We start from the raw sequence: 25,053 nt of genomic DNA on the forward strand, positions 1-25,053 counted from the left end.
TGTGAGCCCGATGAGCCAGGCGGCGCAGAATCTCAACTGGTTGATCACCAACTTCGTGGACAACACCCCCGGGGTGTCGCACACGGTGGTGGTCTCCGCCGACGGACTCCTGCTGGCCATGTCCGAAGGATTCCCCCGGGACCGTGCCGATCAGCTGGCGGCCGTCGCTTCCGGCCTGACCTCGCTGACCGCGGGCGCCTCGCGGATCTTCGAGGGCGGCGCGGTGAATCAGACAGTTGTGGAGATGGAGCGCGGATTCCTCTTCATCATGTCCATCTCCGACGGATCTTCGCTGGCCGTTCTCTCCCACCCGGACGCCGATATCGGTCTGGTTGGGTACGAAATGGCCCTTCTGGTCGATCGTGCAGGCACGGTCCTCACCCCGGATCTCCGTGCCGAACTGCAGGGAAGTCTTCTTAACTAGTAGACAGACGGTGCGTCATGCGCCACCGCGCCATAAGGTGCGGTGGCGCGGCCCCACTGGGATCGGGACCGGCAGTCGGAGGAGGAATTGTGGCAACACCCCCAGGCGGACACCAGTACGACGGTGGTCAGCAAGTACCGGGCGAGCACGGGGACAACCGTTACAACTTCCCCTCCACACCCAGCAGACAGGGTTCGCAGCAGCCTTATGAGCCGCAGCAGCCGTACCCGCGCCGGCAGACGCAGGACGGCGGGTGGCAGCAGGACGGTGGGTGGCAGCAGCAGCCGCCGCAGCACCCTCAGCGCCCGCATCGGATCGAATCGCCCCAGCAGCCCCGCATTCAGACGGTGCAGCCCCGGCGGCCCGCCGAGCCCGCCGCTCCCGCCGCCCACAACCCGCTGGTCCGTCCGTACGCCATGACCGGCGGCCGGACCCGACCGCGATACCAGCTCGCCATCGAGGCGTTGGTCAGTACCACGGCCGATCCGTCGCGGCTGCAAGGGCAATTGCCCGAGCACCAGCGGATCTGCCGGCTGTGCTTCGAGATCAAGTCGGTTGCCGAGATCTCGGCGCTTCTCACGATCCCCCTCGGCGTTGCCCGAATCCTCGTAGCCGACCTGGCCGAGGCCGGACTCGTCGCTATCCATCAGCCCGGCGGCGACGAGTCCGCCGGCGGCCAGCCAGATGTGACACTGCTCGAAAGGGTGCTCAGTGGACTTCGCAAGCTCTAGCGGCGGAGCAGCCCGCTCCACTACCTCCGCGAAGATCGTGGTGGCAGGGGGCTTCGGCGTGGGTAAGACCACGTTCGTCGGTGCTGTTTCGGAGATCAACCCGCTGCGCACCGAAGCCGTGATGACGTCCGCGTCGGCCGGCATCGACGATCTGACGCACACCGGGGACAAGACCACCACGACGGTGGCCATGGACTTCGGCCGTATCACCCTGGACCAGGACCTGATCCTGTACCTCTTCGGTACGCCCGGTCAGGACCGGTTCTGGTTCATGTGGGACGACCTGGTCCGCGGCGCGATCGGCGCCGTCGTCCTCGTCGACACCCGGCGTCTCGCCGACTGCTTCCCGGCCGTCGACTACTTCGAGAACAGCGGACTGCCGTTCGTCATCGCCCTCAACGGCTTCGACGGACACCAGCCGTACACCCCCGACGAGGTGCGCGAGGCCCTGCAGATCGGCCCCGACACCCCGATCCTGACGACGGACGCCCGCCACCGCGCGGACGCCAAGAGCGCGCTCATCACGCTCGTGGAGCACGCGCTGATGGCGCGCCTGCGGTAGGCTCCGGCAGCCGTACGAAGAGGCCCCGCACTCCCGAGGGAGTGCGGGGCCTCTCGCGTGCTGCGGGCCGTCTGCTGGGCCGTTGTCAGCCCTGCCAGGAGTGCGGGGCGCGGAAGCCCGGGGTGCGCTCGAGGCGGCGCCAGCCCGCGTGGGTGCGGCCGCGGTGGGCCGGGGCGGTGGGGGTGGCGGCTGCGCGGGCGAGCAGGACCGCGGTTATCGCGGCCAGCTCCTCGGGGTCGGCAAGACCCTTCTCGACGCGCAGCACGGACTCGGCAGGAGTAGTGCTCATGAATGTCTCTCCGTCTTCTCGGCAGTGCGTGGCGGTCTGTGCGGGGTGGGGCACCGGCCGCGGCTACTGCGGGGGGTTGCCGTGCTTGCGGGACGGCAGATCGGCGTGCTTGGACCGGAGCATCGCGAGCGAGGCGATCAGCACCTCGCGCGTCTCGGCAGGATCGATGACGTCGTCGACCAGTCCGCGCTCTGCGGCGTAGTACGGATGCATCAGTTCGGCCTTGTACTCCTTGACCATGCGGATCCGCATGGCCTCCGGGTCCTCGGCGTCGGCGATCTGCCGACGGAAGATGACGTTGGCGGCACCTTCGGCGCCCATGACGGCGATCTCGTTGGTGGGCCAGGCGTAGGTCAGGTCGGCACCGATGGACTGGCTGTCCATCACGATGTACGCACCGCCGTACGCCTTGCGCAGGATCAGCGAGATCCTCGGCACCGTGGCGTTGCAGTACGCGTAGAGCAGCTTCGCCCCGTGCCGGATGATTCCACCGTGCTCCTGATCGACGCCGGGCAGGAAGCCGGGTACGTCCAATAGAGTGATGATGGGAATGTTGAATGCATCACACATCTGGACGAAGCGGGCCGCCTTCTCCGACGCCTCGATGTCCAGGACGCCCGCCAGGGACTGCGGCTGGTTGGCGACGATGCCGACGACCTGACCGTCGAGCCGGGCCAGGGCGCAGATGATGTTGCGGGCCCAGCGCTCGTGGATCTCCAGGTAGTCACCGTCGTCGACGAGCTCCTCGATGACCTTGTGCATGTCGTACGGGCGGTTGCCGTCGGCAGGCACCAGGTCGAGCAGGACGTCGCCGCGCCGGTCGGCCGGGTCATCGCTCGCCACGGTGGGCGGGTTCTCCCGGTTGTTCGACGGGAGCATCCCGATCAGGTAGCGGACCTCGGCGATGCAGGTCTCCTCGTCGTCGTACGCGAAGTGCGCGACGCCCGAGGTCTCGGCGTGCACATCGGCGCCGCCGAGGCCGTTCTGCGAGATCTCCTCGCCGGTGACCGCCTTCACGACGTCCGGTCCGGTGATGAACATCTGGGAGGTCTCGCGGACCATGAACACGAAGTCGGTGAGGGCGGGGCTGTAGGCCGCGCCGCCCGCGCACGGGCCGAGCATCACGCTGATCTGCGGGATGACACCGGAGGCTCGGGTGTTGCGCTGGAAGATGCCGCCGTATCCGGCGAGCGCGCTGACGCCCTCCTGGATCCGGGCCCCTGCGCCGTCGTTCAGCGAGACCAGCGGGGCACCCGCCGAGATCGCCATGTCCATGATCTTGTGGATCTTTGTGGCGTGGGCCTCGCCCAGGGCGCCGCCGAAGATCCGGAAGTCGTGCGCGTAGACGAAGACCGTGCGGCCCTCGACCGTGCCCCAGCCGGTGATGACACCGTCGGTGTACGGCTTCTTCTCCTCCAGCCCGAATCCGGTCGCCCGGTGCCGGCGCAGCTGCTCGACCTCCTTGAACGAATCCGGGTCCAGGAGCAGCTCGATGCGCTCACGGGCCGTCAGCTTGCCCTTGGCGTGCTGCGCCTCGGTCGCCCGGTCACTCGGTCCGCGCCGCGCCTGCTCACGCAGTGCCAGCAGTTCGGCCACCCGGCCACGGGTGTCTGTCGGCTCGCCCGGGGTTTCGTCCACAACGGTCATGTATCGACCCTACGAAGCCGACCAAGAGAAACCTGCCGTCGACTCTGCACAGTCTCCCGACCCGTTTCCTGGTGGAGCCGGACAGAACCCTTGCGCCATGCAGGCGAACCACCAGCCCGGGACCATCCCCGTTTGTTCAGGCTCCACAAAGACTCACTGTGGCGTACTGCACACACCGGTGAGTCCCGGGCATCCGTCGCCTGTGCGTCCTGCGCCTTCCGGAAGTCCTCCGGACGGTCCACGACCGGCTCGCCCAAGTGGGTGATGGCCGGCCGCACGGCCTCGCGAAAGGCGTCCCGCACGGCCGCGGGCATGACGTCCGGGGCGTCCGGACGGAGCGGGAACCGACGGAGGTGGAACCAGCCGCTGATCCACTTCTCCCACCCGCACCGTCCTTGGCGGACACGGCGGAGTCCGGTGAGAATACCCCGGCCTTCCGGCCCCACCCCTTCCGCACGTCCTCGCGGACGCGCTCCTGGGAACGGGAAGGGGGTGGGACCGGGATCGGCCCCACCCCTCTCACTGCTCACTGCTCACCGCCGGCTCATTCAGCTTCCGCAGTGGAACCGTGCGTTGCCCCAGTCCGCGTGGTCGTTGCCGTTGCCGTCGCCGCCGTCCGCGACGACCAGCTCGACGTACTTCGCGCCGGTGACGTCCGCCGTGAGCGACCAGGCGGTGTCGGCCGCCTTGAGGACCGGCGACTTCGCCTTCTCCGCACCGTCGGCCCTGACGCTGAACTGCACGCTGCCCGCGGTCTTCTGCACATCGTCCACGCCCACTTCGGCGGTGAACGACGTGCACTTGCCGCCCAGGTAGTAGCGGATGTTCGCCGGGGCGTGGCTGCCGAGGCCCTTGGTGTAGACGGTGCCGCCGATCGTCAGCGGAGTGCCGTCGCCGGCACCCGTCTCACCGTTGGAGAGATCGCGCTCGACCGGTCCCCAGCCGTTGCTCGACGCCGTCCAGTCCAGGTTGCTGGCCCAGCTGTCCGTGGTGGGCGGCGGCGGCAGGGTCCGTACGGACGTCTGCGCACCGAGGGTCCGCTCCGCCCCGCCGACCGTGTACGACGCCTCGGCGCCCAGGCTGTACGTCCGGTACTCGGCGTCCACCGGCGGAGTGACCTGCCAGCTGCCGGTGACCTCGGCGCCCGCCGCCACGGAGTCGAAGGTGACGGCGCCCACGGGCTCCGCCTTCCAGCCGTCGGGGACGGTGAGGCCGACCGACACGTCGGTCGCGGCTGACGCCTCGTAGTTGGTGAAGCTCGCCTTGACGACATTGGCCGTGCCCGGCTCCAGGGTCTCGGCGGCCGGGTCGACGCTCAGCGTGCCGCAGGCTGCCGGCTCACCGGCGGGGACCTGACCGAGGTCGGTCACGGTGAACCCGTCGAGGACGAAGTCGGCGCCCTCGGGTGCGTCGTCGCGCTTGCGGAGCCCGGTCCAGGTGTCGCCGCAGCCCGCTGTGACGGTCTCGGAGAAGTGCCCGGTGGTGCGCTGCTGTCCGATCGCGGTGGTCCGGGTCTCGACCGAGTCGGGGTTGCCGTCGGCCGTGATCCGGTCGTAGCCGGCGACCCACTCATAGGCGCCGGCGTGGCTTGACTGGTAGTCGTACTCGATCTTGTACCGGTGGCCGTCGGCCATCGGCACCGTCCAGGGCGCGGTCCGGTAGACGAGTCCGCTGTTCTCCTCGTGGGCCTTGAGGGACTCCTTGCCGCCGATCACGTCGTCGACGAGCTTCCCGTTCCAGCCGGCCTGGGTGTAGGGGGCGTGCAGCTGGGAGATGACGGTCCGGGGGTCGGTGGAGCCGCCCGCATCGCCCTTGAGGAAGGGGCCCCAGCCCTGGTCGACGTCCTCGAAGTCCTCGTACACGACGGTGTTCTTCTTGGTCACCGGGGCATTGGCGACGATCCGTACGTCATCGGCCCGCACCGTCGCGCCGCTGCCCTTGGCCGCTTCGATACGGAACGTGGTGCGGCCGTCCGCGGGGGCGGTGAAGTTCACCTTGGCCCGCTGGAAGTACGTGCCGTGCCGGTCCGAAGCGGCGACGTAGTCCTCGGCCGTGGAGCGGTCCACGGCGACGGACCTGCCGCCGATCGAGAGCGTCGTGTGCCGGGTCTTTCCGGGCTGGACCTCGATCAGCGCGGAGGCGGTGTAACGCGCGCCGGGCTTGAGGCCGGAGATGCGCTGTGCGACGGCGGCTGTGCCCTCGCCGGAGAACTTCGCGCTGTTGCGGCCCTCGTCGTCGGTGTCACGGGCGACGGTGCCGGTCTTCGACCAGTCGTCGAGCCCGTTGTCGTTGAAGCCGGGGTCGTCGACCGCGCTGCCCTCGCCCCACTCCGGGTCGGCGGCGGCAGGTGCGCGGTCCGGGTAGAGGACGTACGGCTGTCCGGCGGTGGCCGTCAGCGTGATCCTCCCGTCGACGGGCCGGACCGTGCCGGCCTCGACCCGGCCGTTGTCGGTGAGCTTGTAGACGGTGTACGCGCCCATGGACGGCACCGACCAGCTGCTCGTACCACCGGACTTGCTGTAGTGGTACAGCTTCTTGCCGCCGTCCCACGGCAGCAAGTAGTCGGTGCCGCTGAGCACCTTGCGGCCGTGGTCGTAGAAGGTCCGCCTGCCGTCCTCGACCGTGCCCCGGACACCACCGGTGAAGGTGATGTCGTTGCCGTCCCAGCGGGTGATCTTCTGCTGCTGGAGGTACTTGGCGGGCAGGTTGCGCTGCCAGATGTTGTCGTAGAAGGCGTTCCAGTCGGTCTCGCCGGTCCAGCCCTCGAACTCGTCGATGGCGGTCTGGCCGAGGACCGGGTCGTTGTTCCAGACGTCCTTCTCGCTGTTGCGGATGAACCGGATGATCTGCGAGTTGAGGCCCTTGTTGGTGGCGCCGCCGTAGTCGAGGTCATTGGCCCAGTGCGACCAGAGCGAGCCGCGCTCGAACTTGTCGGCCCACTCGGTGGCGACGTTCCAGCCCTGTTTCTGCACGGACTGCAGGGTCTTGTCGGCGATCCAGCCGTGCGTGTAGTAGACGTCGATGTAGAGCAGGCTGAGGTTGGGGTCGGTCTCGTCGCGCAGCTGCTGGAAGCGGCGGGCCAGGCTGCCGCTGTTGATGTCGTTCCGCTGGTCGATGTAGTAGCTCTGGCCGAGCCAGTTCCAGCCGGGCTTCGTCTTGTCGACGAGCTTCTCGTCGAAGGCGTGGGCGTCCGCGTACGCCTCGGTGGCGTTGACGTGGACGCCGAAGGTGGCGCCCCAATTCTTGCCGTCCTTCAGCAGCGTGTTGAGGTCTTTCAGCCCGCCGGCGCGTTTGTTGTAGTTGCCGCCGTAGTCGGGGTGGGCGGAGTCGTGACCCTCGGAGGCGTATCCCTTGAGCAGCGCCAGCTGACCGAGGCCGTCGGTGGCGAGCGAGACCCGCTTGACGTCGTCGAGGGTGCGCAGGAACGGGTGGGTGGCCTGGCTGGCGAAGTTGAACGGGATGTGGGTGATCACCCGGTTCGCGGTGTCGTCGCTGCCGGGCGCGGTGACGCCGATGGTGCGGAACGCGACGGCGCCGTCCTGCCAGTCGACGGTCTTGTCCCCGTTGGTGTCGGGGGTGACGACGACCTTGGCCCAGGGCAGGTTCGCGCCGCTCTCCGGCTTCGGTGCGCCGGCGCCGCGGTAGGTCCACTGCCCGGACCAGACGCCGACCCGCACGGTGCCGTCGTCGGCCTTGCGGGCCTGGTGCCAGAACCGGGCGTCATCGCCCCCGGTGGCGCCGGACGGCTTGTCGTACGAGGAGTTGGACTCGACGGCCGCGGCGAGCGAGCCGGTGTTGACGATCGCGTACGAGGCGCCGACCGGCGCCTTGTCGGCGGCGGTGTCCGCGGTGACCCGGGCGAAGACATCGGCGGTCTTCGTCGAGTCCGGGTCGAGGCGGGTGAACGCGGTGGCGGCGCCGGTGTCCGTGGAGCCGACGGAGACCAGGTCGTGGCCCGGGATGTCGATGGTGCCGACCCGGAACGCCTCGGTGTCGCGGACGGCCGTCACCTTGAAGGTGGTGGTGCGTCCGGAGACCGAGAGCGAGGCGTCGATCTCGATGCCGGGCAGGTCGGGGAAGGTGAGCGTGTACCGCGCGGTCGTGGCCGTGACCTCGGGCGCACCCTTCGGCTGCACCGCGTGTGCGGCACCGTTGAGGGTGACGGCGGTCACCGGCTGCGTACTGCCGAGCAGTTGGTTGCCGTCGGCCCGGTCGGTGTACGACAGGACGCGCGGGAAGTCGTCGGCGACAGCGACCGAGAGCTGCGCGGATCCGATGACGGCGACGTCCGCGGGGACGGCCGTGCCGGCTGCGGCGGGGGGCGGGGTGGCGGCTGCGGCGGGGAGTGCGGTCCCCACGAGTGCCAGGACGGCTGCTGAGGCGGCGGCGACAGCGCCCGCCGAAGTGAATCTTCGCGACATGTGCCCTGAGTAGTCCCCATGTCGGGACACCGTCAACGAAGCGGGACCCCTATGTGCGTGCCAGTCCAACAACCGCGTTGCGTAAGTCCAAGTGGCCGGTGGGCGGGCCGAGGCGAGTGCGGTGTTCACTTCCTGACCGCGCAGTCAGGACCCGTCCCGCAGCCGCCCGCCAATTACCGTTCCCACTCGACGAGTTGTGAAGAGTTCTCATTCTTGAGAGCGCTCTCAGTCGCAACCCTTGACGCTCATGGCGGCCGTCGCAAGAGTGGTGCGCACCGCGGACGCCCCTTGTTCCGACTCCCCGCACGATCGTTCCCGTCCGCGGCCCCCACACCTCAGGAGTCCCCCGTGATCTCGCGCAGACTGTTCCTGACGGGCGCCGCCGCCACCGCGACCGCGCTCACCTACCCCGCATGGGGAAGCGCCCTCAGCCCGCACGCGTCGGCGGCCGCCGCCACCTGTGAACTGGCCCTGGAGAACCGCTCGCTGCCCGGCACGGTCCACGCCTATGTCACCGGCCATGAGCAGGGCACCGACCGCTGGATGCTGCTGCGGGCCGACGGCGGCGTCTACCGCCCCGACTCCCCCGCCGCACCGCAGACCCCGCTGCCGGTCGACTGCGCCATCCCGCTGAAGCCGGCCGGCGCCGGGCCCGTAGTCCTGACGCTTCCTCAGATGTACGGTGCCCGCGTCTACTTCGTACGCGACGACAAGCTGGACTTCTTCCTGAACCCCGGCCCCGCGCTGGTCGAGCCGGCGTTCGCGACGTCCGCCGACCCGAACTACGGGCGGACCTGGTCGTTCTGCGAGTTCACCTTCAACCCGCAGCAGCTGTACGCGAACATCAGCTACGTCGATCTGGTCACCGCGCTGCCGATCGGCCTGACGCTGCAGGGCGACACGACGCACACGGTCGCGCCGCTTCCGAACGGTGCCGTGCAGCGGATCGCCGACGCCCTGACCGCCCAGGCGGCGGCCGACGGGCAACCGTGGGACAAGCTGGTGACCCGTGGCACGGACGGCAACGTACTCCGGGTGATCTCGCCGCAGAACCTGATGGCGCCGTACTTCGACCGGCCGGACCAGATGCCGTTCCGGGACCTGTTCACCGCACAGATCGACCAGGCCTGGGAGAAGTACCGGGGTACGGATCTGCGGATCGACCTCCAGGGCGGTCGGGGCGTACGGACCGGCCGGGTCGTCGGCGACATCCTGACCTTCGACGGCGGCCACACCTTCACCAAGCCGGTGTCGAAGGACATCTTCACCTGCAACCACGGGCCGTTCACCAACAACCCGGGCGACTCCGACGACAAGAAGGCCCTGCTGGCGCGGCTGGCGGCGGGCTTCAACCGGTCCCTCATGCTCTCGCACCCCGACCAGCCGAACGGCACGACGGTGGCGGACTACTACCGGGGCGCGGTGACGAACCACTGGTCGCGCGTGGTGCACGCGAACACCCCGATCGGGTACGCGTTCCCGTACGACGACGTACGTCCCGACGGCGAGCCGGACGTCTCCGGGGCGGCGAACGACGGCAACCCGCGGCGGTTCACGGTGAGCGTGGGCTCCTGAGCCACAAAGAAGTACAGCCAGGTGCCCCCGCCCGAGACCTTCCGGGCGGGGGCACCTGCGCGTGCGGGCTCAGCAGCCGCCGCAGTTGTAGTAGAGGACGTCCCAGTGGTTGCCCTCGTCCGCGTAGATGTTCCCGGAGCCGGACTTGTACTGGGGAGCGCCGTCACCACGGAGCCCTATGTAGCTGAAGGCGCTGTGGATGTAGTTGGTGAGACAGGTGGACTTGCCGTAGTCGAGCTTGTAGCCGTTCCAGTGCGAGTACGTACCGCTGGCGTGCCCGGTCTCGGTGCCGCCCGTGATGTTGAGCGCGCAGCCGGTGGCGCTCTTGAGGGTCTGGGCCCCCTGGGCGGTGGCCAGGTTGAGCTGCTCGAAGGATGTGCAGGTGGGGTTGTTCCGGTCGGAGCAGCCGCCGGAGGACGACCAGGTGATACCGGACGAGCTGAACCGGGACGTCGCCTGCGCGTGCGTGAGCTTGGTGACGGCGTGCGCCTCGGTGGCGCCGCTGCCGAGAACGCCGATACCGGGGGCGAACAGGGCGCCGAGGACGAGGGCGAGGGCGGTCAGGACGGGGCGCAGTGTCATACGGGACACCATGGGGGACTCCTCCTGCTCATGACAACAAGGGCAGGGAGATAGTGCCCGAGTTCTACGCGCGTCCGCCAGAGGGCATCGGGCGCCGACGCGGCGAACGCCGTCACCCCCGTGGACGCACCACCGAAATCGGTCGGCGCCAGATGTTGAACTTTGAACAAGGTACGGCTACAGTCGATGTCGTTGAAGGTTAAACAACGACCTCGACCCCCCGCTCGATCACGCCCCCCGAGGAGGAGCCATGGCTCTGTTCAACCGCAAGTCCGCCCCGTCCACCACCGCCACCGCCGCCGTGGACCCGGCCCTGACCGCGCTGACCGGCACGTACACGATCGACCCGTCGCACAGCAGCATCGGCTTCACCGTGCGTCACGCCATGGTCACCAACGTCCGCGGCTCCTTCGGCGACCACGAGGGCACGCTGACGCTGAACGGCGCCGACCCGCACCACTCCACCGCCTCCATCGACGTCAAGATCGCCAGCATCGACACCGGCATCGCCGACCGCGACGGTCACCTGGTCAGCGGCGACTTCTTCGACGCCGAGAAGTTCCCGCTCATGACGTTCCGCTCCACCCACGCCGAGCAGCTCGGCGGCGACAAGTACCGCATCACCGGTGACCTCACCATCAAGGACGTCACCCGTCCGCTCGCCATCGACCTGGAGTTCAACGGCTCCGCCACCGACCCCTACGGCAACGAGCGCGTCGGCTTCGAGGGCGGCGCGGAAATCCTCCGCTCCGACTGGGGCCTGACCTGGAACGCTGCGCTGGAGACCGGCGGTGTGATGGTCAGCGACAAGGTCAAGCTGAACTTCGACATCTCCGCGATCAAGGCCGCCGCCGCGCAGGCCTGATCCTCGGAGGCACCCCGACCCGAGCGCGCCCGCCTTCCACTCCCCCGCCGGGGAGGAAGGCGGGCGCTCGGCATTTCCCTCCGCCGCGGTTGCAGCGCTTTCCCACGCGGGGAGTAATAGGGGCTGCGGCGTGGCCGAGCCGTCCTGCCTACGCGGAACCCGGGCGTCGTACGACACCGTCGCCGTCGACCATGCCGAGCTCGTACGCCCCACATTCGAGGCCGATAGCACGCCACGCTGATCCGTGAGCCGGAAGGCGCGCGCATTCCGCAAGCCTGCCTTCCGGTGCGCAAACCGAGGAATTCATAACCGTCGAACGGCAGCGGAACGAGTCGGGCAGGTCACGCGCCACGGCATCAATTCCTCGGTGTTCCAGCACTCTCCTGGACGCCCCCGAGAGCCGGTGGGAAATTCGCGGAGCCGTCGCGCCGCACGACGTTCGGACGACCCCGGTTCTGCACACTCCGCGGTCCGGACGCACACGTCACAGATATTTGACGATCAGTCAGTTCGCGGTGCAGACACCTTGCATCACACCGCCCCTTTTCTCGCTATTCGAAAGTTTCGATATTCCACCGACTCAAGTCGGATCGCGAAAGGTTTCTTGACACCCAGTAACCAGCCCGTTTACCGTCACCGCCACAGCGTGCGTGGATCATTGTGATGAAGGGGACGCAGTCCATGGCCCGAAAGTTTTCGATCGTCGGCCTGACCGTAACAGTGGCTCTTGCGGCCACAGTGGCGACGGCCTCCGCTGTGGGAGCCGTGGGCACGGAGGGCGCCCACAAGGCACCGGGTCTGTCCGTTGACGCAAAATCGCAGCAATTGAACAACCACTGGGTGAACACCTGGACGTCGATGCCGCAGTTGACCGAGCCCGCCAATATGCCGCCTGCGCCGTTCACGCAGGACAATCTGGTCCTCGCCGACAGCACCCTGCGACAGACCGTTCACATGGCGGTCGGCGGACAGCAGATGCGACTGCGCTTCTCCAACGCGTTCGGGGGTGCGGCACTGCCCATCACCGCGGTCTCGGTCGCGCTTCCGGCCGGCGGGCGGTCCGGCGACAGTGCGATCCAGCCGGAGACCTCCCGGAAGGTGACCTTCCACGGTCGGTCGTCGGCGGTCGTTCCGGTCGGGTCGGAGATCGTTTCCGATCCGCTGGACTTCGAGCTGGAGCCCGGATCCAACCTTTCCGTGACCATCTACCTGGCCGAGGGTCAGGCGTCCAACTCCATCACCTCGCACCCCGGTTCCCGGACCACGTCATTCATGCAGGCCGGCAACCATGTCGAGGACACGGACCTGGCGGGGGCGGCATCGAGCGCACACTGGTACTTCCTCAGCGGAGTCGAGGTGTGGTCCAGAGGCACCACTGCGGCGGCTGTCATGCTGGGCGACTCGCTGACCGACGGCCGGGGCTCCACCACCAATATGAACAACCGCTGGCCGGACCAGCTGCAGGACAGGCTGCGGTCGCACCGGGACACCGCCGGCACCGCGATCCTCAATCAGGCGGCCGGCGGCAACCGGGTACTGAACGACGGTCTGGGCCCCAACGCCCTGTCACGGGTGGACCGTGACGTACTGGCACAGAGCGGAGTCGAGTGGCTGCTCGTCTTCGAAGGCGTCAATGACATCGGCACGGCCGATGCCTCGGAAGCCGCTCAGAAGCAGGTGGCGGACGATCTGATCGCGGCCTACGACCAGATCATCGTCCGGGCGCACACGCACGGGATCCGGGTGTACGGGGCGACGCTGACGCCGTTCGGCGGCAACACCGCGTACGACGACCCGGACGGATACCGGGAGCAGGCCCGGCAGACGGTCAACAAGTGGATTCGCACCAGCGGCCGGTTCAACAGCGTGATCGACTTCGATCGCGTGGCGCGGGACCCGCAGAAGCCGGGACAACTCCTGCCGACCTACGACGACGGCGACCATCTGCACCTGAACCCGACCGGCTACAAGGCCCTGGCCGACGCCGTTCCGTCCCGGCTGTTCCGGCAGGAGCCGCTTCCACGGGGCTTCGGCTTCAACTAGACCCCGGCCCGGGCCGGTTTCGGCCCAATGCCGACAGCCGCATCACACGTCTGTGATGCGGCTGTCGGCATTGGGTATTCCGGGCGGCGAAAAGCCGGAAGCACGGGCGACCACTGGACGGACCGTCAGTCCGAGCGATACCCTGCACACATGAAGATCAGAAAGTAAAGATACATCTTCGGTGGCCAAGTTATCAGCTATCGAGCAGGAGTACAAGCCATCGTGACCCGCAGTACACGGTTCGCTTGAGACCATCTGCCAACTCCTCCGCCACGTGACGAAGTTGCCCTTCGCGCGTTCCGAACACCACCTGAACGGTTACCTCATGTCCTCGGAGACGATTACCGCGACAGCCTCGGGCAGCTGGAAGCTCGGTGACCTGACCGTCAACCGGCTCGGATTCGGCGCGATGCGCCTGACGCAGAACGGCAAGGCCTTCAGCGCCGACAGTCCGCCCAGCGATCGCAACCGGTCGATAGCCGTGCTGCGCCGCGCGATCGATCTCGGTGTGAACCACATCGACACCGCCGCGTTCTACTTCTCGCCGCTGCGCTCCGCCAACGAGCTGATCAACCGGGCGCTGGCGCCGTATCCCGAAGATCTCGTCATCACCACCAAGGTCGGTCCGGTGCGGGACGCTTCAGGCGCGTGGCGGACTCCGGCGAGGCCCGACGAACTGCGCGGCCAGGTCGAGGAGAACCTGCGCCAGCTGGGCCGCGACCACCTCGACGTCGTGAACCTGCGCGTCATGGGCCAGGAGTCCGTCTCCGAGCACTTCGGCGCGCTGGCCGAGCTGCGCGAAGCGGGGTTGGTCCGCCACCTCGGAGTCTCCGGTGTCACACCGGAACACCTCGCCGAGGCACAGGCCATCGCCCCGGTGGTCTGCGTGCAGAACCGGTACGGCATCGACGCGCACAGCGCGGACGACGACGATCTCCTGCGGGCCTGCGGCGAGATGGGCGTCGCTTTCGTGCCGTTCTTCGCGATCGCCGGCGCGGGACGCGAGCAGGGCGCGAGCGCCGGGGGCGACGACGAGTTGCTCGCCGTCGCCCGCGCACACGGAGCCACCGTCGCGCAGGTCCGGCTGGCCTGGACGTTGCACCAGGGACCGCACGTCCTGGCCATACCGGGCACCGGCGATCCCGATCACCTGACCGCCAACGTGGCAGCCGGAGCGCTGCGGCTCTCGCGGGACGAACTGGCGGGGCTCACCAGGAACCGTTGACCCCATTGGGCTCTCTGGAGTCGCTGGTTGTACGAACACGGTGTGGTCTGGCATTGCGCACCGCGATGAGAAGCGGGCGCCGGCAGGGGCAGCCCGTGCTGGAACGCCGGGACGGCTCCTGCCCGTGTACACCGAGAAACGGAGAAGTCAATGCCGCACAACGAGGGTCAGCGCGTGGAGTACCTGGACCAGGAGAACAAGCGGTGTCAGGGCGAGATCACCAAGGTCAGCGGCAGCGGACCGGCGACCACCTACACCATCAAGAACGAGAAGACGCACCGTGACGACAAGGTCCGGGAAACGCAGATCGAGCAGGATCTGTAACAACCACTCCCCCGCTGATGCGCTGCCCCGACCCGGCTACGCCGGGTCACGGGCAGGCCGCTGATCCCGGGAAAGTACGAGGGCGTCCGCACCCGCGGTGAAGCGGCCGTGCGGGCGCCCTCATCGCTGGGCCCAATGACTTCCCGGCGGAGCCTGCCGGTGCGCAGCTTCGGCTCTCAGAAGCCGCCGCCGCCGAAATCGCCGCCGCCACCGAAATCGCCACCTCCGCCGAATCCTCCGCCGTCGCCCCCGCCCCCGAAGTCGGACGGGTCGAAGTCGGAGCCGGAGTAGTCGCCGCCCGAGTAGTCGCCGCTGCCGAAGTCGCCACCGCCGTAGTCCGCCGCGTAGGCCGGGGACGAGAGCATCGAGCCGAGCAGGGTGCCCACCAGCAGGCCGGGGAGCAGGCCGCCGCCGAAGTAGCCGCCCGCCCAGGGGCCGTACGCCGGGCCCGCCTCCCAGTACGGGCGGCGACGGCCGTCGCCCGTGTCGACCGTGCGGCTCAACGGGTCCTCGCCGTCGCGCAGCCGGATCTCGTCCACGCCGCAGACCGGGACCTCGCGCGGTGCGCCGCCGGACGGCGTCCACACGGCATCGGCCACCGAAGGACCGTGGCGGGGGTCGAAGAAGCACGGTGGGCGGCGGTCAGGGAGGCGGCTGCCTGTGCGGCGGGCTTCCAGGACTGCCAAGGAGAAGCGGCCGTCCTCCAGGGCCTGGGTGACCCCGCGCACGTCGGACGGGTGCTGGGCCTTGTCCATGCGGGACTTCGCGCTCTCGTAAGAGTCGAGTGCCCGCTCGTAGTCGGCGCGCATCGCGTCGTCGGCGCCGGCCTCCGCCGGGTGGAAGTCGAGGCGGTCGAGGGTCTCGCCGTATGCGGTGATGTCCTCGTCCACGACGACCCGCAGCTTGTCGAGCGCCTCCCGTTCCTCCTCCGCCTTGCGGCGGCGGTTGCGGCGGACGATCGCGTACGCGGTCCCACCGCCGATCACGGCGAGCGCGCCGACCGTGATCAGTGCGGTCACGCCGGATCCCGTGTCGTTCGAAGCGCCGCTCCAGGAGGCGGGTGCGTGACCGCGCGCCTGGGCGACGGCCTGGTCGACGAAGGTGGTGAGCTGGGTGGTGGCGTCCGTGGCGGTGCCGGGGGCCTGCAGGGCCGCGGAGAGGTTCTGGCGGGCCGTGACGGACATGACCGACCGGTCCGCGCCCAGCTTGAACGTGTCGCCGAGGCGGATTCCGTACACGCCGGTGATCCCGGTGTCGTTGCGCAGCGTCCGCAACACCGTGGCCTCGGGGAACGCGGAGGTCCGCGGCAGCACAGCCACGAAGACCGGCTTGTCCGCGTCCTTGATCTTCTTGGTCAGGGCGTCGGCCTGGCTCGCGGACAGCTGGTCCGACGCTGCCGGATCGACGTACACCGGGCCCTGGCGCAGGGCCCTGGCCACATCGTTGATCGTCGTGGCGCTCGGCGCAGCCGGGGCCATGGCCAGCATGGCTGCCGAGAGCATCAGCAGCAGGCCGGCCAGCAGGGTCGGGAACAGTCTGTTCCGCATATATCGACGCTAACCCAGGTGGGCGACAAATGCTCCGCCCACCTGGGTCAGCCCCGTTTCTGTTACCGCTGCACGGCCCGGTACGCCGTCCTCAGCTCGGCCACCGCCCCGGTCAGATCACCGGTGAGCAGCAGATGGTCGGCGTCGGCGAACGGCTTGGACACCGCCGCGGTCGGCTTCCCGCCGGTCTTCTGCTGCACCAGCAAGCGGGCCTGGTCGACGATCGCCTTGCCTGCCTCGGACTTCCCCAGCCCGGCCTTCTCCGCGAGCTGCGCGGCGACGGCGAGCGCGCCCAGGGTCAGTTCGCCGCCCGTCGGAGCCTTCTTCAGCGTGGTCAGGCCCCAGCCGTACGGGAACTGCGGGTCGTACGTCGCGTCGCCGACGTTGATCGGCAGCTGCGACTCGGACTTCGGCCAGGTGACCGGCAGCTGTCCGGTGAAGGCACGCTTCCCGTACAGCACGTCGGCCACTCCGTCACCCTCGGTGCCCGGCAGCCAGGACGCGACGAGTGCGTCGATGTCACCGAGCCTGTCGCCGATGAGCTGCGGGCGGCCGGAGACCACCAGGACCGCGCACTTCATCGCGGCGCAGACCTTGTCGATCGCGGCCTTGTCGGCGGCGGTCAGTTCCAGGTCGTTGCCGTTGCCGACGTCACCGATGCCTTCGGCGTACGGGGTCTCGCCGACCACGACCACACCCACGTCGTAGCCGTCCGTGGATGCCGAAGCGTCCTTGGAGTAGGTGACCGCGGCCGCGGCCGTGGCGTCCTTCTTCATGGCCTCCAGGATCGTCGTACCCGTGGTGATCCTGCCTGACGAGCCCTGCCAGCTGACGGTCCAGCCGCCGGCCTGGTTGCCGATGTTGTCGGCGTTGGACCCGGCGACGTACACCTTCTGCGACGCCTTGAGCGGCAGCACTCCGCCGTCGTTCTTCAGCAGGACCTGCGACTTGGCCGCCGCCTCGCGGGCCACCGCACGGTGTCCGGCCGAGCCGACCTGGTCGATGTCGGTCGTGTCGGCGTACGGCTTCTCGAAGAGGCCGAGCCGGAACTTCTGGGTCAGGATGCGGGTGACCGCGTCGTCGATCCGGGCCTGGCTGATCCGGCCGGCGGTGACCTCGTCCTGGAGCGTCTTCGTGAAGTCCTGGTACGCCGTCGGGACCATGATCATGTCGAGTCCGGCGTTGATGGACGTACGGACGTCGCTGGCGTAGTCGCCGGGGATCTGGTCGATGGCCTGCCAGTCACTGATGACGAAGCCCTCGAAGCCCATCCGGTCCTTGAGCACGCCGTTGATCATCTCGGCGTCGGCGTGCATCTTCACCGGGCCCTGGTCGTCGCCGAGGATGTCGAGCGAGGAGTACGACGGCATGACCGTGCCGACACCGCGCTTGACGGCCTCCTCGAACGGGGCGAGGTGCACGGCTTCGAGCTCCTGCCGGGTGACCTTGGTGACGCCCTGGTCGATGGTGTACGAACCGGTGGTGGACGAGCCGAACTCCGTACCGCCGTCGCCGACGTAGTGCTTGGCGGTGGCCAGGACCTTGTCGTTGCGGTGCAGGTCCTTGCCGGACGCGCTGCCCTGCATGCCCTGGATGACCGTCTCCATGGACTCGACGAGTGCCGGGTCCTCACCGTACGACTCGTAGGAGCGGCCCCAGCGCTCGTCGCGGGTGACGCAGAGGCAGGGTGCGAAGTCCCACGGAATGCCCGTCGCGCGGACCTCGTCGGCGGTGACCGCGCCGGTCCTCTCGGCGAGCTTCGGGTCGCGGCCGGCACCGATGCCGATGTTGTGCGGCATGATCGTCGAGCCGATGACGTTGTTGTGCCCGTGCACCGCGTCCACGCCGTAGATCAGCGGGATCTGGAAGCGGGTCGCCTGCGCCCGGAGTTGGTAGGCGTCGACCATCTTCGCCCACGCCTCGGGTGTGTTCGGCGTCGGGACGGAGCCGCCGCCGGAGAGCAGCGAGCCGAGATCGTACGTGGCGATGTCACCCTGCGACTTCAGTGCATTGCGCTCGGCCTGCGTCATCTGGCCGGCCTTCTCGGCCGGCGACATCCGGGAGAGGAGGTCGGCGACGCGCTTCTTCACCGGGAGCTTCGGGTCGAGGTACGGCAGCCCATGGGCGTCGATGACGACCTGCGGGTTCTCCTTGGGCGGCTTGGCGCCGGTGACGGTGAGTTCGAGCGGGATCGTCTCGGCGGACTCGGCTGCGCCGTCCTTGCTGGTGGCCACCGAGATCCGGTGCGAGGTCCCGGACGCGGTGCCTGCCGGGAAGGTGTACGTGCCGGTGACCGGCGTGTAGTCCTTGCCGGGCTCGGCGCTGCCGCCCTTGGTCTCGTACGCGACGGTGACGGGTTCCTCGATCGGTACGGAGCCGGTGGTGGCGACGGAGACATCGATGTCCGCCGTGCCGCCCTCCTTCACCGTATGGACCGCCGCATCCGTGACGACGCTCGCCTTCAGGGCCGCGTCGGCCTTCCCGTACAGCTCCACCCCGTCCATGGCGAACGAGCCGGGGGCCCCGGTCGGCAGCGTGACGGCGTAGCCCCACATCTCGTCGAGGCCGAGGACCTGGTCGATGCCGCCGACGGGCTGGTAGTCGGTGCGGTACGCGAAGTCGGTGAACGGGATCTCGACCTGGTGCCAGCCCTCCCAGTCGTCGGTGAACGACGTGGTCCACAGCTCGGACGCCTCGCCGTTGGCGCCGCCGTCCTTGATCTCGAAGTTGATCCTCTTGCCCGAACCGGGCGGCAGCGGCGCGTTGTTCTGGCCGTACCACCAGAAGCGGATGCCCTTGTGGGCCGACCAGTCGTGGGCGGGCTGGTCGGCGGCGAAGTCGTGGCTGAGGCCGCCGTAACCGCTGATGTTGTACGTGCCTTCGAGGACCTTGGCGCCCTCGGGGGCGTCGGCGCGGTCCTTCAGGGCCAGGGTGGGCGGGTCGTCGGAGTCGCCGCCCCAGGTGAAGATGCCGTCGGCGGGCTGGTTGGCGAACGGGACCTCGCCCTCGAAGCGGTCGACGAGGACGGGCGCCGGGTCGTCCGCCGTCGCCGCTGCGGTGGCGGCGCTGGCGCTCGGGACGGCTCCGGCGAGCAGACCGGCGAGGACGGTGACGGCAGCCAGTGCGGCCGTCGCCGGTCTGGCCCGGTGGCGGGCGAGGCGGGTGCGTGGTGGCATTGCGGCTCCTTCGGACACTGAAAAGTGCTTCTGCTATTTCTTCTGCTCGACCCGCACCCAGTGGATCTCCGCCTTCACGCCGCCCTGCGCGATGCGGTCGACGCTGGACTGCGGGAGACCCCAGCAGGGCTGGGAGACCTGGTTGTTGCCGCAGTTACGCGCCGCGGGTGAGGAGGATCGTGTCGCGGTACCACTTGGCGCTGTCCTTGAGCGTCCGCTCCTGGGTGTCGTAGTCGACGCGGACGATGCCGAACCGCTTGTCGTAGCCGTAGGACCACTCGAAGTTGTCCATCAGCGACCAGGCGAAGTAGCCCCGGACATCGGCTCCTTCGGTGCGGGCCGCAGCGACGGCGGCGATGTGGTCGGCGAGGTAGGTGGTGCGGTCGGCGTCATGGATCTCGCCGTCCTCGGAGACGGTGTCGTCGAACGCGGCGCCGTTCTCGGTGATGACGGTCGGGATGCCGTAGTCCTTCTGCAGCCGCACCAGCAGGTCGGTGAGGGCGGTGGGGGTGATCTCCCAGTCCATGGCGGTACGCGGCAGGTCGCGCTCGACGCCGCGGGTGACCGGCAGGCCGTCGGCGTCCACCGGGGCCCCCTCCTCCGTGACGCCGGAGAAGAGCGTGCCGCGGTAGAAGTTGACGCCGAGGACGTCGAGCGGGGTGGAGATGATCTCCAGGTCGCCGTCCTGGAACGGGAGTTCGACGTTCTGCAGGGCCAGGTCGGCGATGACGTCCTCGGGATAGGCGCCCTTGACCACCGGATCCAGATAGAGGCGGCGGCCGAGCCCGTCGGCGCGCCGGCAGGCCTCGGCGTCCTCGTGACTGTCGGTCTCGGGGGTGGCGGTGCCGAGGTTGAGCGTGATGCCCAGTTCCAGGTCGTTGCCGCGGGCGGCGGCGGTCTCGCGGATGTACCGGGAGGCGAGCCCGTGGCCGAGCAGTAGATGGTGGACCGCGTGGATCGCCTCGCCGAAGTTCGTACGGCCGGGGGCCTGGTTGCCGTACGCGTACCCGAGCATGGCCGAGCACCAGGGCTCGTTGAGCGTGGTCCAGTGCTTGACCCGGTCACCGAGCGCGTCGTAGGCGAGGGCCGCGTACTCGGCGAAGCGGTAGGCGGTGTCACGGGCCGGCCAGCCGCCCGCGTCCTCCAGCTCCTGCGGCAGGTCCCAGTGGTAGAGGGTGATCCAGGGGGTGATGCCCTTGGACTCCAGCTCGTCGATCAGCCGCTTGTAGAAGTCGAGGCCCTTGGCGTTGGCCGGGCCGCGGCCGCCGGGCTGGATGCGCGGCCAGGCGAGCGAGAAGCGGTACGTGTCGACGCCCAGGTCCGCGATCAGCTGCACGTCCTCGGGCATCCGGTGGTAGTGGTCACAGGCCACATCGCCGTTCTCGCCGCGGACGACCATGCCCGGCACCCTGCAGTACGTGTCCCAGATGGACGGGGTTCTGCCGTCCTCGGCGGCCGCTCCCTCGATCTGGTAGGCGGCGGTGGCAACGCCCCAGCGGAAGTCGGCGGGCAGACCGGTGACGGGCTCGGCGACGATCTCGCGAGCGTATCCCTGAGGGATGACGAGGTTCATGGTTCTCCTGTGGTGTGCTGTGGGATCGCTACGAGCGGGGGGCGGCGGCGGCCGGGGCCGGCTGATGCAGCCAGCAGGCCACCGTGCGGGAGCCGTCCCCTTCCGGCCGGTCGAGCACCGGCACCTGGGTGGCGCACGGTTCGAGTGCCTTGCCGCAGCGGGGGTGGAAGGCGCAGCCGGCCGGCATCGCGGACAGATGCGGAGGCGAGCCGGGAATGCCGGTGAGTTCGCGGCGGGGCCCGTGCAGAGCCGGGAAGGAGTGCAGCAGGCCGTCGCTGTAGGGGTGACGGGGGTCCTGGTAGATGTCGGAGGCGCCGGCCTCCTCGACGATCCGTCCGCCGTACATGATCGCGATCCGGTCCGAGAACTCGATCAACAGCGAGATGTCGTGCGTGATGAAGACGACCGAGAACCCCAGCTCCTCACGGAGCCTGACCAGCTGGCGCAGGATCTGGCGCTGCATGACGACGTCCAGGGCCGTCGTGGGCTCGTCCATGATGACGATCTCGGGCTCCAGCGCAAGTGCCATCGCGATCATCACGCGCTGGCGCATGCCGCCGGAGAGCTGGTGCGGGTAGGCGGAGAGCCGGTCCGCGGAGATGCCGACCAGCGACAGCAGCTCCTTCGCGCGTGCGGTGCGCTCGGCCCGGTTCATCTCGGGGCGGTGCGCCTTGAGTACATCGGTGAGCTGGCTGTGGACCGTGTGCACCGGGTTGAGCGAGTTCATCGCTCCCTGGAAGACGATCGACAACTCCTGCCAGCGGAAGGCGCGGAGCTCGGGGGCGGTCAGCGTCAGCAGGTCGAGCGTTTCCCCGTCGCGCTGGTGGTAGTGGACCTCGCCGCCGGTGATCACTCCGGGCGGGGAGAGGAGGCGGGTGACGGCGTATGCCAGGGTGGACTTGCCGGAGCCCGACTCGCCTGCCAGGCCGAGGACTTCGCCTCGGTGCAGGGTGAGGTCGATGTCGCGCAGCGCGTGCACGGCGGCGTCCCCGGTCCCGTAGTCCACATTCAGGCCGCTGATGGTGAGGACGGGCTCGCTCATGAGCGGGTCTCCTTGTCGTGCGTGCCGTGCACCGCGGCATCGTGCGTACCGCGCGCCACGGGGGTGAAGCCGACCCGCATCCGGATCTTCCGGGACGCGCCCGTCTCCGTACGCAGCCGCGGGTTGACGAACTCGTCGATGCCGAAGTTGATCAGGGCGAGCGACATGCCGAGCAGGGCGATGCAGAGTCCGGCCGGGACGAACCACCACCACGCGCCCTGGGCCAGTGCCTGGTTGGACTGCGCCCAGAACAGGACGGTCCCCCAGTTCCAGTTGGAGATGTCGGCGACGCCGATGAAGGCGAGGGTGATCTCGGACAGGATCGCGAAGATCACCGTGCCGACGAAGCCGGACGCGATGACGGCCGTCAGGTTCGGCAGGACCTCGAAGAAGATGATCCGCCAGGTGGACTCACCGGTGGCGCGGGCCGCTTCGATGTAGTCCCTGCGGCGCAGCGACAGCGTCTGGGCGCGCAGGACGCGTGCGCCCCACGCCCAGGAGGTGAAGGCGATCACGGTGGCGATCAGCAGGTCACCTGCGTCGGAGACGAAGCTCGCGATGATGATGATCAGTGGCAGTCCCGGGATGACCAGGAAGACATTGGAGAGCACCGAGAGCAGTTCGTCGGCGGTGCCGCCGAGGAAGCCGGCGCTGACCCCGATCAGTACGGACAGGATCGTCGCGAAGATCCCGGCGACGAAGCCGACGACCAGGACCCCGCGGGTGCCGACGAGGATCTGCGAGAGCACGTCCTGACCGGTCTGCGTGGTGCCGAACCAGTGTGCGCCGGAAGGCGGTTGGAGCAGCTCGTTGCTCATGGTGTCCGGGTCGTACGGAGCGATCCACGGCCCGATGACGGCGATCACGACGAAGAAGGACAGGATCCCGAGCCCGACGACGGTCTTGCGGCCGCGCAGGAAGCGGAACCTGCGCCGACTGGGCGCCGGGGTCTCGGTCGCGTCGAGTACGGCGACCTCTGCAGCGGTGACGGCCATGTTCCTAGGCCTCCCTTCGGGTACGGGGGTCGAGGACCATGTAGATGACGTCGGCGAGGAGGTTCGCCGCGAGGACCGAGAGCGTGATGATGAGGAAGACGCCCTGCATCAGGGGGTAGTCCTTGGCACCCACGCCCTGGAAGAGCTGGTAGCCGATGCCCGGGTAGGAGAAGACCATCTCCACCAGCAGCGTGCCGCCGACGATGAAGCCCAGGGAGAGGGCGAAGCCGGAGATGTTGGGCAGGATCGCGTTGCGTGCCGCGTATCCGAACATCACCCGCCGCTCGGAGAGCCCCTTGGCCTGGGCGACCATGACGTAGTCCTCGCTGGACACCGTCACCATCATGTTCCGCATGCCGAGGATCCAGCCGGCCACGGCGCTGAGCACGATCGTGAGGCCCGGCAGGGCGGCGTGATAGAGCGCGCTGGAGATGAACGGCCAGTCGAACGCGGGCACCAGTGCACTGTCGTAACCGCCCGCGGCCGGGAAGAGCGGCCACTTCACGGCGAACAGCGCGATGGCGATCAGCCCCAGCCAGAAGTACGGGATGGCGGAGATGAACGTGGTGACGGGCAGCAGGCTGTCCATCCAGGAGCCGCGCCGCCAGCCCGTGAAGACACCGATGCCGGTACCGAGCACGAAGCTGATCAGGGTGGTGACGCCGACGAGCGCGAGCGTCCACGGCAACGACTGGCCGATCACCTCGCTGACCGGCGTCGGGAAGAAGGTGAAGGAGAGCCCGAGGTCGCCGTCGAGCAGATGCGACCAGTAGTCGGTGTACTGCTCCCAGAGCGACTGGTGCTTGTCGAGGCCGAAGAGCGCCTTGAGCGAGGCGATCGCGCTGGTGTCGAGCTGGCCCTGGAAGCGGGCGATGAGGGACTGGACGGGGTCGCCCGGCATCAGGCGCGGGATCAGGAAGTTGATGGTGATCGCGGCCCACGCGGTGACCAGGTAGAAGGCGAGCCGTTGCAGCAGATACTTCACTTCGCAGCCTCCTTCTCGTGGTCATCGGCGGCTTCCGCGGCGTCGGCGTACAGCCAGCAGGCCGCCCACTGGCCGTCCGGCAGGTCGAAGCGCGGCGGCAGTTCGGTGCGGCAGCGCTCGAGCGCCTTCGGACAGCGCGGATGGAAGCGGCAGCCGGCCGGCGGGGCGATCAGCGACGGCGGTTCGCCACTGCCGGTCTCCTCCTGTTCCGCCTCGGCGACCACCCGGTCCGGGTCGGGCGCGGAGGCGATCAGCAGTTGGGTGTACGGGTGCGCGGGGTGCTGGGTGACGGTCTCGCTGTCACCGCCCTCGACGATCCGGCCCGCGTACATCACGAGCGTGGTGTCCGCGAAGTAGCGGGCGGAGGCGATGTCGTGGGTGATGTAGAGGATCGCCAGGTGGAGACGTTCCTTGAGATCCCGCAGCAGGTTGAGGACGCCGAGCCGGATGGAGACGTCGAGCATCGAGACGGGCTCGTCGGCGAGGAGGACCTTCGGGTCGGCGCCGAGCGCACGGGCGATGGCGACGCGCTGGCGCTGGCCGCCGGAGAGCTCGTGCGGGAACTTGTCGAGGTACTGCGCGGCAGGGGTGAGCTGCACCCGCTCCAGCAGCGCGGCGAGTTCGGTCTCGGTAGCCTCCCGGCCGTGGATCTTCAACGACCGGGTGAGGTGGTAGCACACGGTGTGCACCGGGTTGAGCGAGGCGAACGGGTCCTGGAAGATCAGCTGGACCTGTCGTACGTATGAGCGGAAGGACCGGCCACGGCCCGCCTTCACCGCCTTCCCCGCCAGCTGGATCTCACCCTCGGTGAGCGGATACAGCTGGGCGAGCAGCCGGGCAACGGTGGATTTGCCGGAGCCCGACTCCCCCACCAGGGCCGTGACGGTGCCCCGCCGGAGCTTCAGCGAGACGTCGTCGACGGCGTGGACGGTGCGGCGCCGGCGCGAGACGAGATCGCGGCCCGTGCGGCGAACGGGGAAGTGTTTGGTGACTCCGCGTGCTTCGAGCACGACGTCGTCGGTCCGATCGGTGGTGGTGGTCATGGCC

General features: G+C 68.9%; 19 protein-coding genes. 8 read left to right on the forward strand and 11 right to left on the reverse strand.

What is annotated here, in order from left to right:
• Positions 1-10: 10 nt before the first annotated feature.
• The 3 genes from ACWCP8_RS19160 (at position 11) to ACWCP8_RS19170 (ending at position 1,717) form a co-directional block, all read left to right on the forward strand.
• Positions 11-424 (forward strand): roadblock/LC7 domain-containing protein, encoded by a 414-nt coding sequence (locus ACWCP8_RS19160; protein WP_267007938.1) that lies wholly within the window; start codon positions 11-13, stop codon positions 422-424.
• Positions 425-513: 89 nt separating this feature from the next.
• Positions 514-1,155 carry a DUF742 domain-containing protein gene (locus ACWCP8_RS19165; protein ID WP_326605937.1) on the forward strand — a complete coding sequence of 214 codons (642 nt, stop codon included), beginning with the start codon at positions 514-516 and terminating at the stop codon, positions 1,153-1,155.
• Positions 1,136-1,717 (forward strand): GTP-binding protein, encoded by a 582-nt coding sequence (locus ACWCP8_RS19170; RefSeq protein WP_014048542.1) that lies wholly within the window; start codon positions 1,136-1,138, stop codon positions 1,715-1,717. The genes ACWCP8_RS19165 and ACWCP8_RS19170 overlap by 20 nt, the downstream gene beginning before the upstream one ends.
• Positions 1,718-1,802: 85 nt before the next feature.
• Here ACWCP8_RS19170 and ACWCP8_RS19175 read toward each other — a convergent pair whose 3' ends face one another.
• The 3 genes from ACWCP8_RS19175 to ACWCP8_RS19185 all read right to left on the reverse strand — a co-directional run bounded on the left by ACWCP8_RS19175 (position 1,803) and on the right by ACWCP8_RS19185 (position 8,074).
• On the reverse strand, positions 1,803-2,006 hold the full coding sequence (locus tag ACWCP8_RS19175) for an acyl-CoA carboxylase subunit epsilon (RefSeq protein WP_451117048.1): 204 nt from the start codon (positions 2,004-2,006) through the stop codon (positions 1,803-1,805).
• A 63-nt stretch (positions 2,007-2,069) separates the two neighbouring features.
• Positions 2,070-3,653, reverse strand: a complete 1,584-nt coding sequence (locus ACWCP8_RS19180) for an acyl-CoA carboxylase subunit beta (protein ID WP_030928728.1) — start codon at positions 3,651-3,653, stop codon at positions 2,070-2,072.
• Between the two features lie 548 nt (positions 3,654-4,201).
• On the reverse strand, positions 4,202-8,074 hold the full coding sequence (locus ACWCP8_RS19185) for an endo-alpha-N-acetylgalactosaminidase family protein (protein WP_451117050.1): 3,873 nt from the start codon (positions 8,072-8,074) through the stop codon (positions 4,202-4,204).
• A gap of 348 nt (positions 8,075-8,422) precedes the next feature.
• On the opposite strand from ACWCP8_RS19185, the gene ACWCP8_RS19190 reads away from it, so the two are divergent.
• Positions 8,423-9,649, forward strand: coding sequence for a glycoside hydrolase family 64 protein (locus ACWCP8_RS19190; RefSeq protein ID WP_451117052.1), 1,227 nt, complete (start codon positions 8,423-8,425; stop codon positions 9,647-9,649).
• A 69-nt stretch (positions 9,650-9,718) separates the two neighbouring features.
• On the opposite strand, the gene ACWCP8_RS19195 is transcribed toward ACWCP8_RS19190, so the two are convergent.
• Entirely contained in the window at positions 9,719-10,243 is a 525-nt protein-coding gene (locus tag ACWCP8_RS19195; protein WP_352263080.1) for a hypothetical protein, read from the reverse strand.
• Positions 10,244-10,481: 238 nt separating this feature from the next.
• On the opposite strand from ACWCP8_RS19195, the gene ACWCP8_RS19200 reads away from it, so the two are divergent.
• From ACWCP8_RS19200 to ACWCP8_RS19215, 4 genes are all read left to right on the forward strand, one after another.
• Positions 10,482-11,096: a YceI family protein gene (locus tag ACWCP8_RS19200; protein ID WP_352263078.1), complete on the forward strand. Its 615-nt coding sequence runs from the start codon at positions 10,482-10,484 to the stop codon at positions 11,094-11,096.
• Between the two features lie 681 nt (positions 11,097-11,777).
• Positions 11,778-13,139, forward strand: coding sequence for an SGNH/GDSL hydrolase family protein (locus ACWCP8_RS19205; protein ID WP_451117055.1), 1,362 nt, complete (start codon positions 11,778-11,780; stop codon positions 13,137-13,139).
• Between the two features lie 325 nt (positions 13,140-13,464).
• Positions 13,465-14,364 carry an oxidoreductase gene (locus tag ACWCP8_RS19210; protein ID WP_352263074.1) on the forward strand — a complete coding sequence of 300 codons (900 nt, stop codon included), beginning with the start codon at positions 13,465-13,467 and terminating at the stop codon, positions 14,362-14,364.
• A 150-nt stretch (positions 14,365-14,514) separates the two neighbouring features.
• Entirely contained in the window at positions 14,515-14,688 is a 174-nt protein-coding gene (locus ACWCP8_RS19215) for a hypothetical protein (protein WP_352263072.1), read from the forward strand.
• A gap of 176 nt (positions 14,689-14,864) precedes the next feature.
• Here ACWCP8_RS19215 and ACWCP8_RS19220 read toward each other — a convergent pair whose 3' ends face one another.
• The 7 genes from ACWCP8_RS19220 to ACWCP8_RS19250 all read right to left on the reverse strand — a co-directional run bounded on the left by ACWCP8_RS19220 (position 14,865) and on the right by ACWCP8_RS19250 (position 25,049).
• Positions 14,865-16,235, reverse strand: a complete 1,371-nt coding sequence (locus tag ACWCP8_RS19220; RefSeq protein WP_451117058.1) for a hypothetical protein — start codon at positions 16,233-16,235, stop codon at positions 14,865-14,867.
• A 62-nt stretch (positions 16,236-16,297) separates the two neighbouring features.
• Positions 16,298-19,411 (reverse strand): glycoside hydrolase family 3 protein, encoded by a 3,114-nt coding sequence (locus tag ACWCP8_RS19225; protein WP_451117060.1) that lies wholly within the window; start codon positions 19,409-19,411, stop codon positions 16,298-16,300.
• A gap of 154 nt (positions 19,412-19,565) precedes the next feature.
• Entirely contained in the window at positions 19,566-20,984 is a 1,419-nt protein-coding gene (locus tag ACWCP8_RS19230) for a GH1 family beta-glucosidase (protein WP_451117062.1), read from the reverse strand.
• A gap of 28 nt (positions 20,985-21,012) precedes the next feature.
• On the reverse strand, positions 21,013-22,026 hold the full coding sequence (locus tag ACWCP8_RS19235; RefSeq protein ID WP_352263066.1) for an ABC transporter ATP-binding protein: 1,014 nt from the start codon (positions 22,024-22,026) through the stop codon (positions 21,013-21,015).
• Positions 22,023-23,021, reverse strand: coding sequence for an ABC transporter permease (locus tag ACWCP8_RS19240; RefSeq protein ID WP_451117064.1), 999 nt, complete (start codon positions 23,019-23,021; stop codon positions 22,023-22,025). The genes ACWCP8_RS19235 and ACWCP8_RS19240 overlap by 4 nt, the downstream gene beginning before the upstream one ends.
• A gap of 4 nt (positions 23,022-23,025) precedes the next feature.
• The gene (locus tag ACWCP8_RS19245; protein WP_356321127.1) at positions 23,026-24,006 is read right to left on the reverse strand and encodes an ABC transporter permease; all 981 of its coding nucleotides are present in this window, start codon (positions 24,004-24,006) and stop codon (positions 23,026-23,028) included.
• On the reverse strand, positions 24,003-25,049 hold the full coding sequence (locus ACWCP8_RS19250) for an ABC transporter ATP-binding protein (RefSeq protein WP_451117067.1): 1,047 nt from the start codon (positions 25,047-25,049) through the stop codon (positions 24,003-24,005). Before ACWCP8_RS19250 ends, ACWCP8_RS19245 begins: the two co-directional genes overlap by 4 nt.
• Between the last annotated feature and the right edge of the window lie 4 nt (positions 25,050-25,053).

It is taken from the genome of Streptomyces sp. NPDC002206, assembly GCF_053593595.1.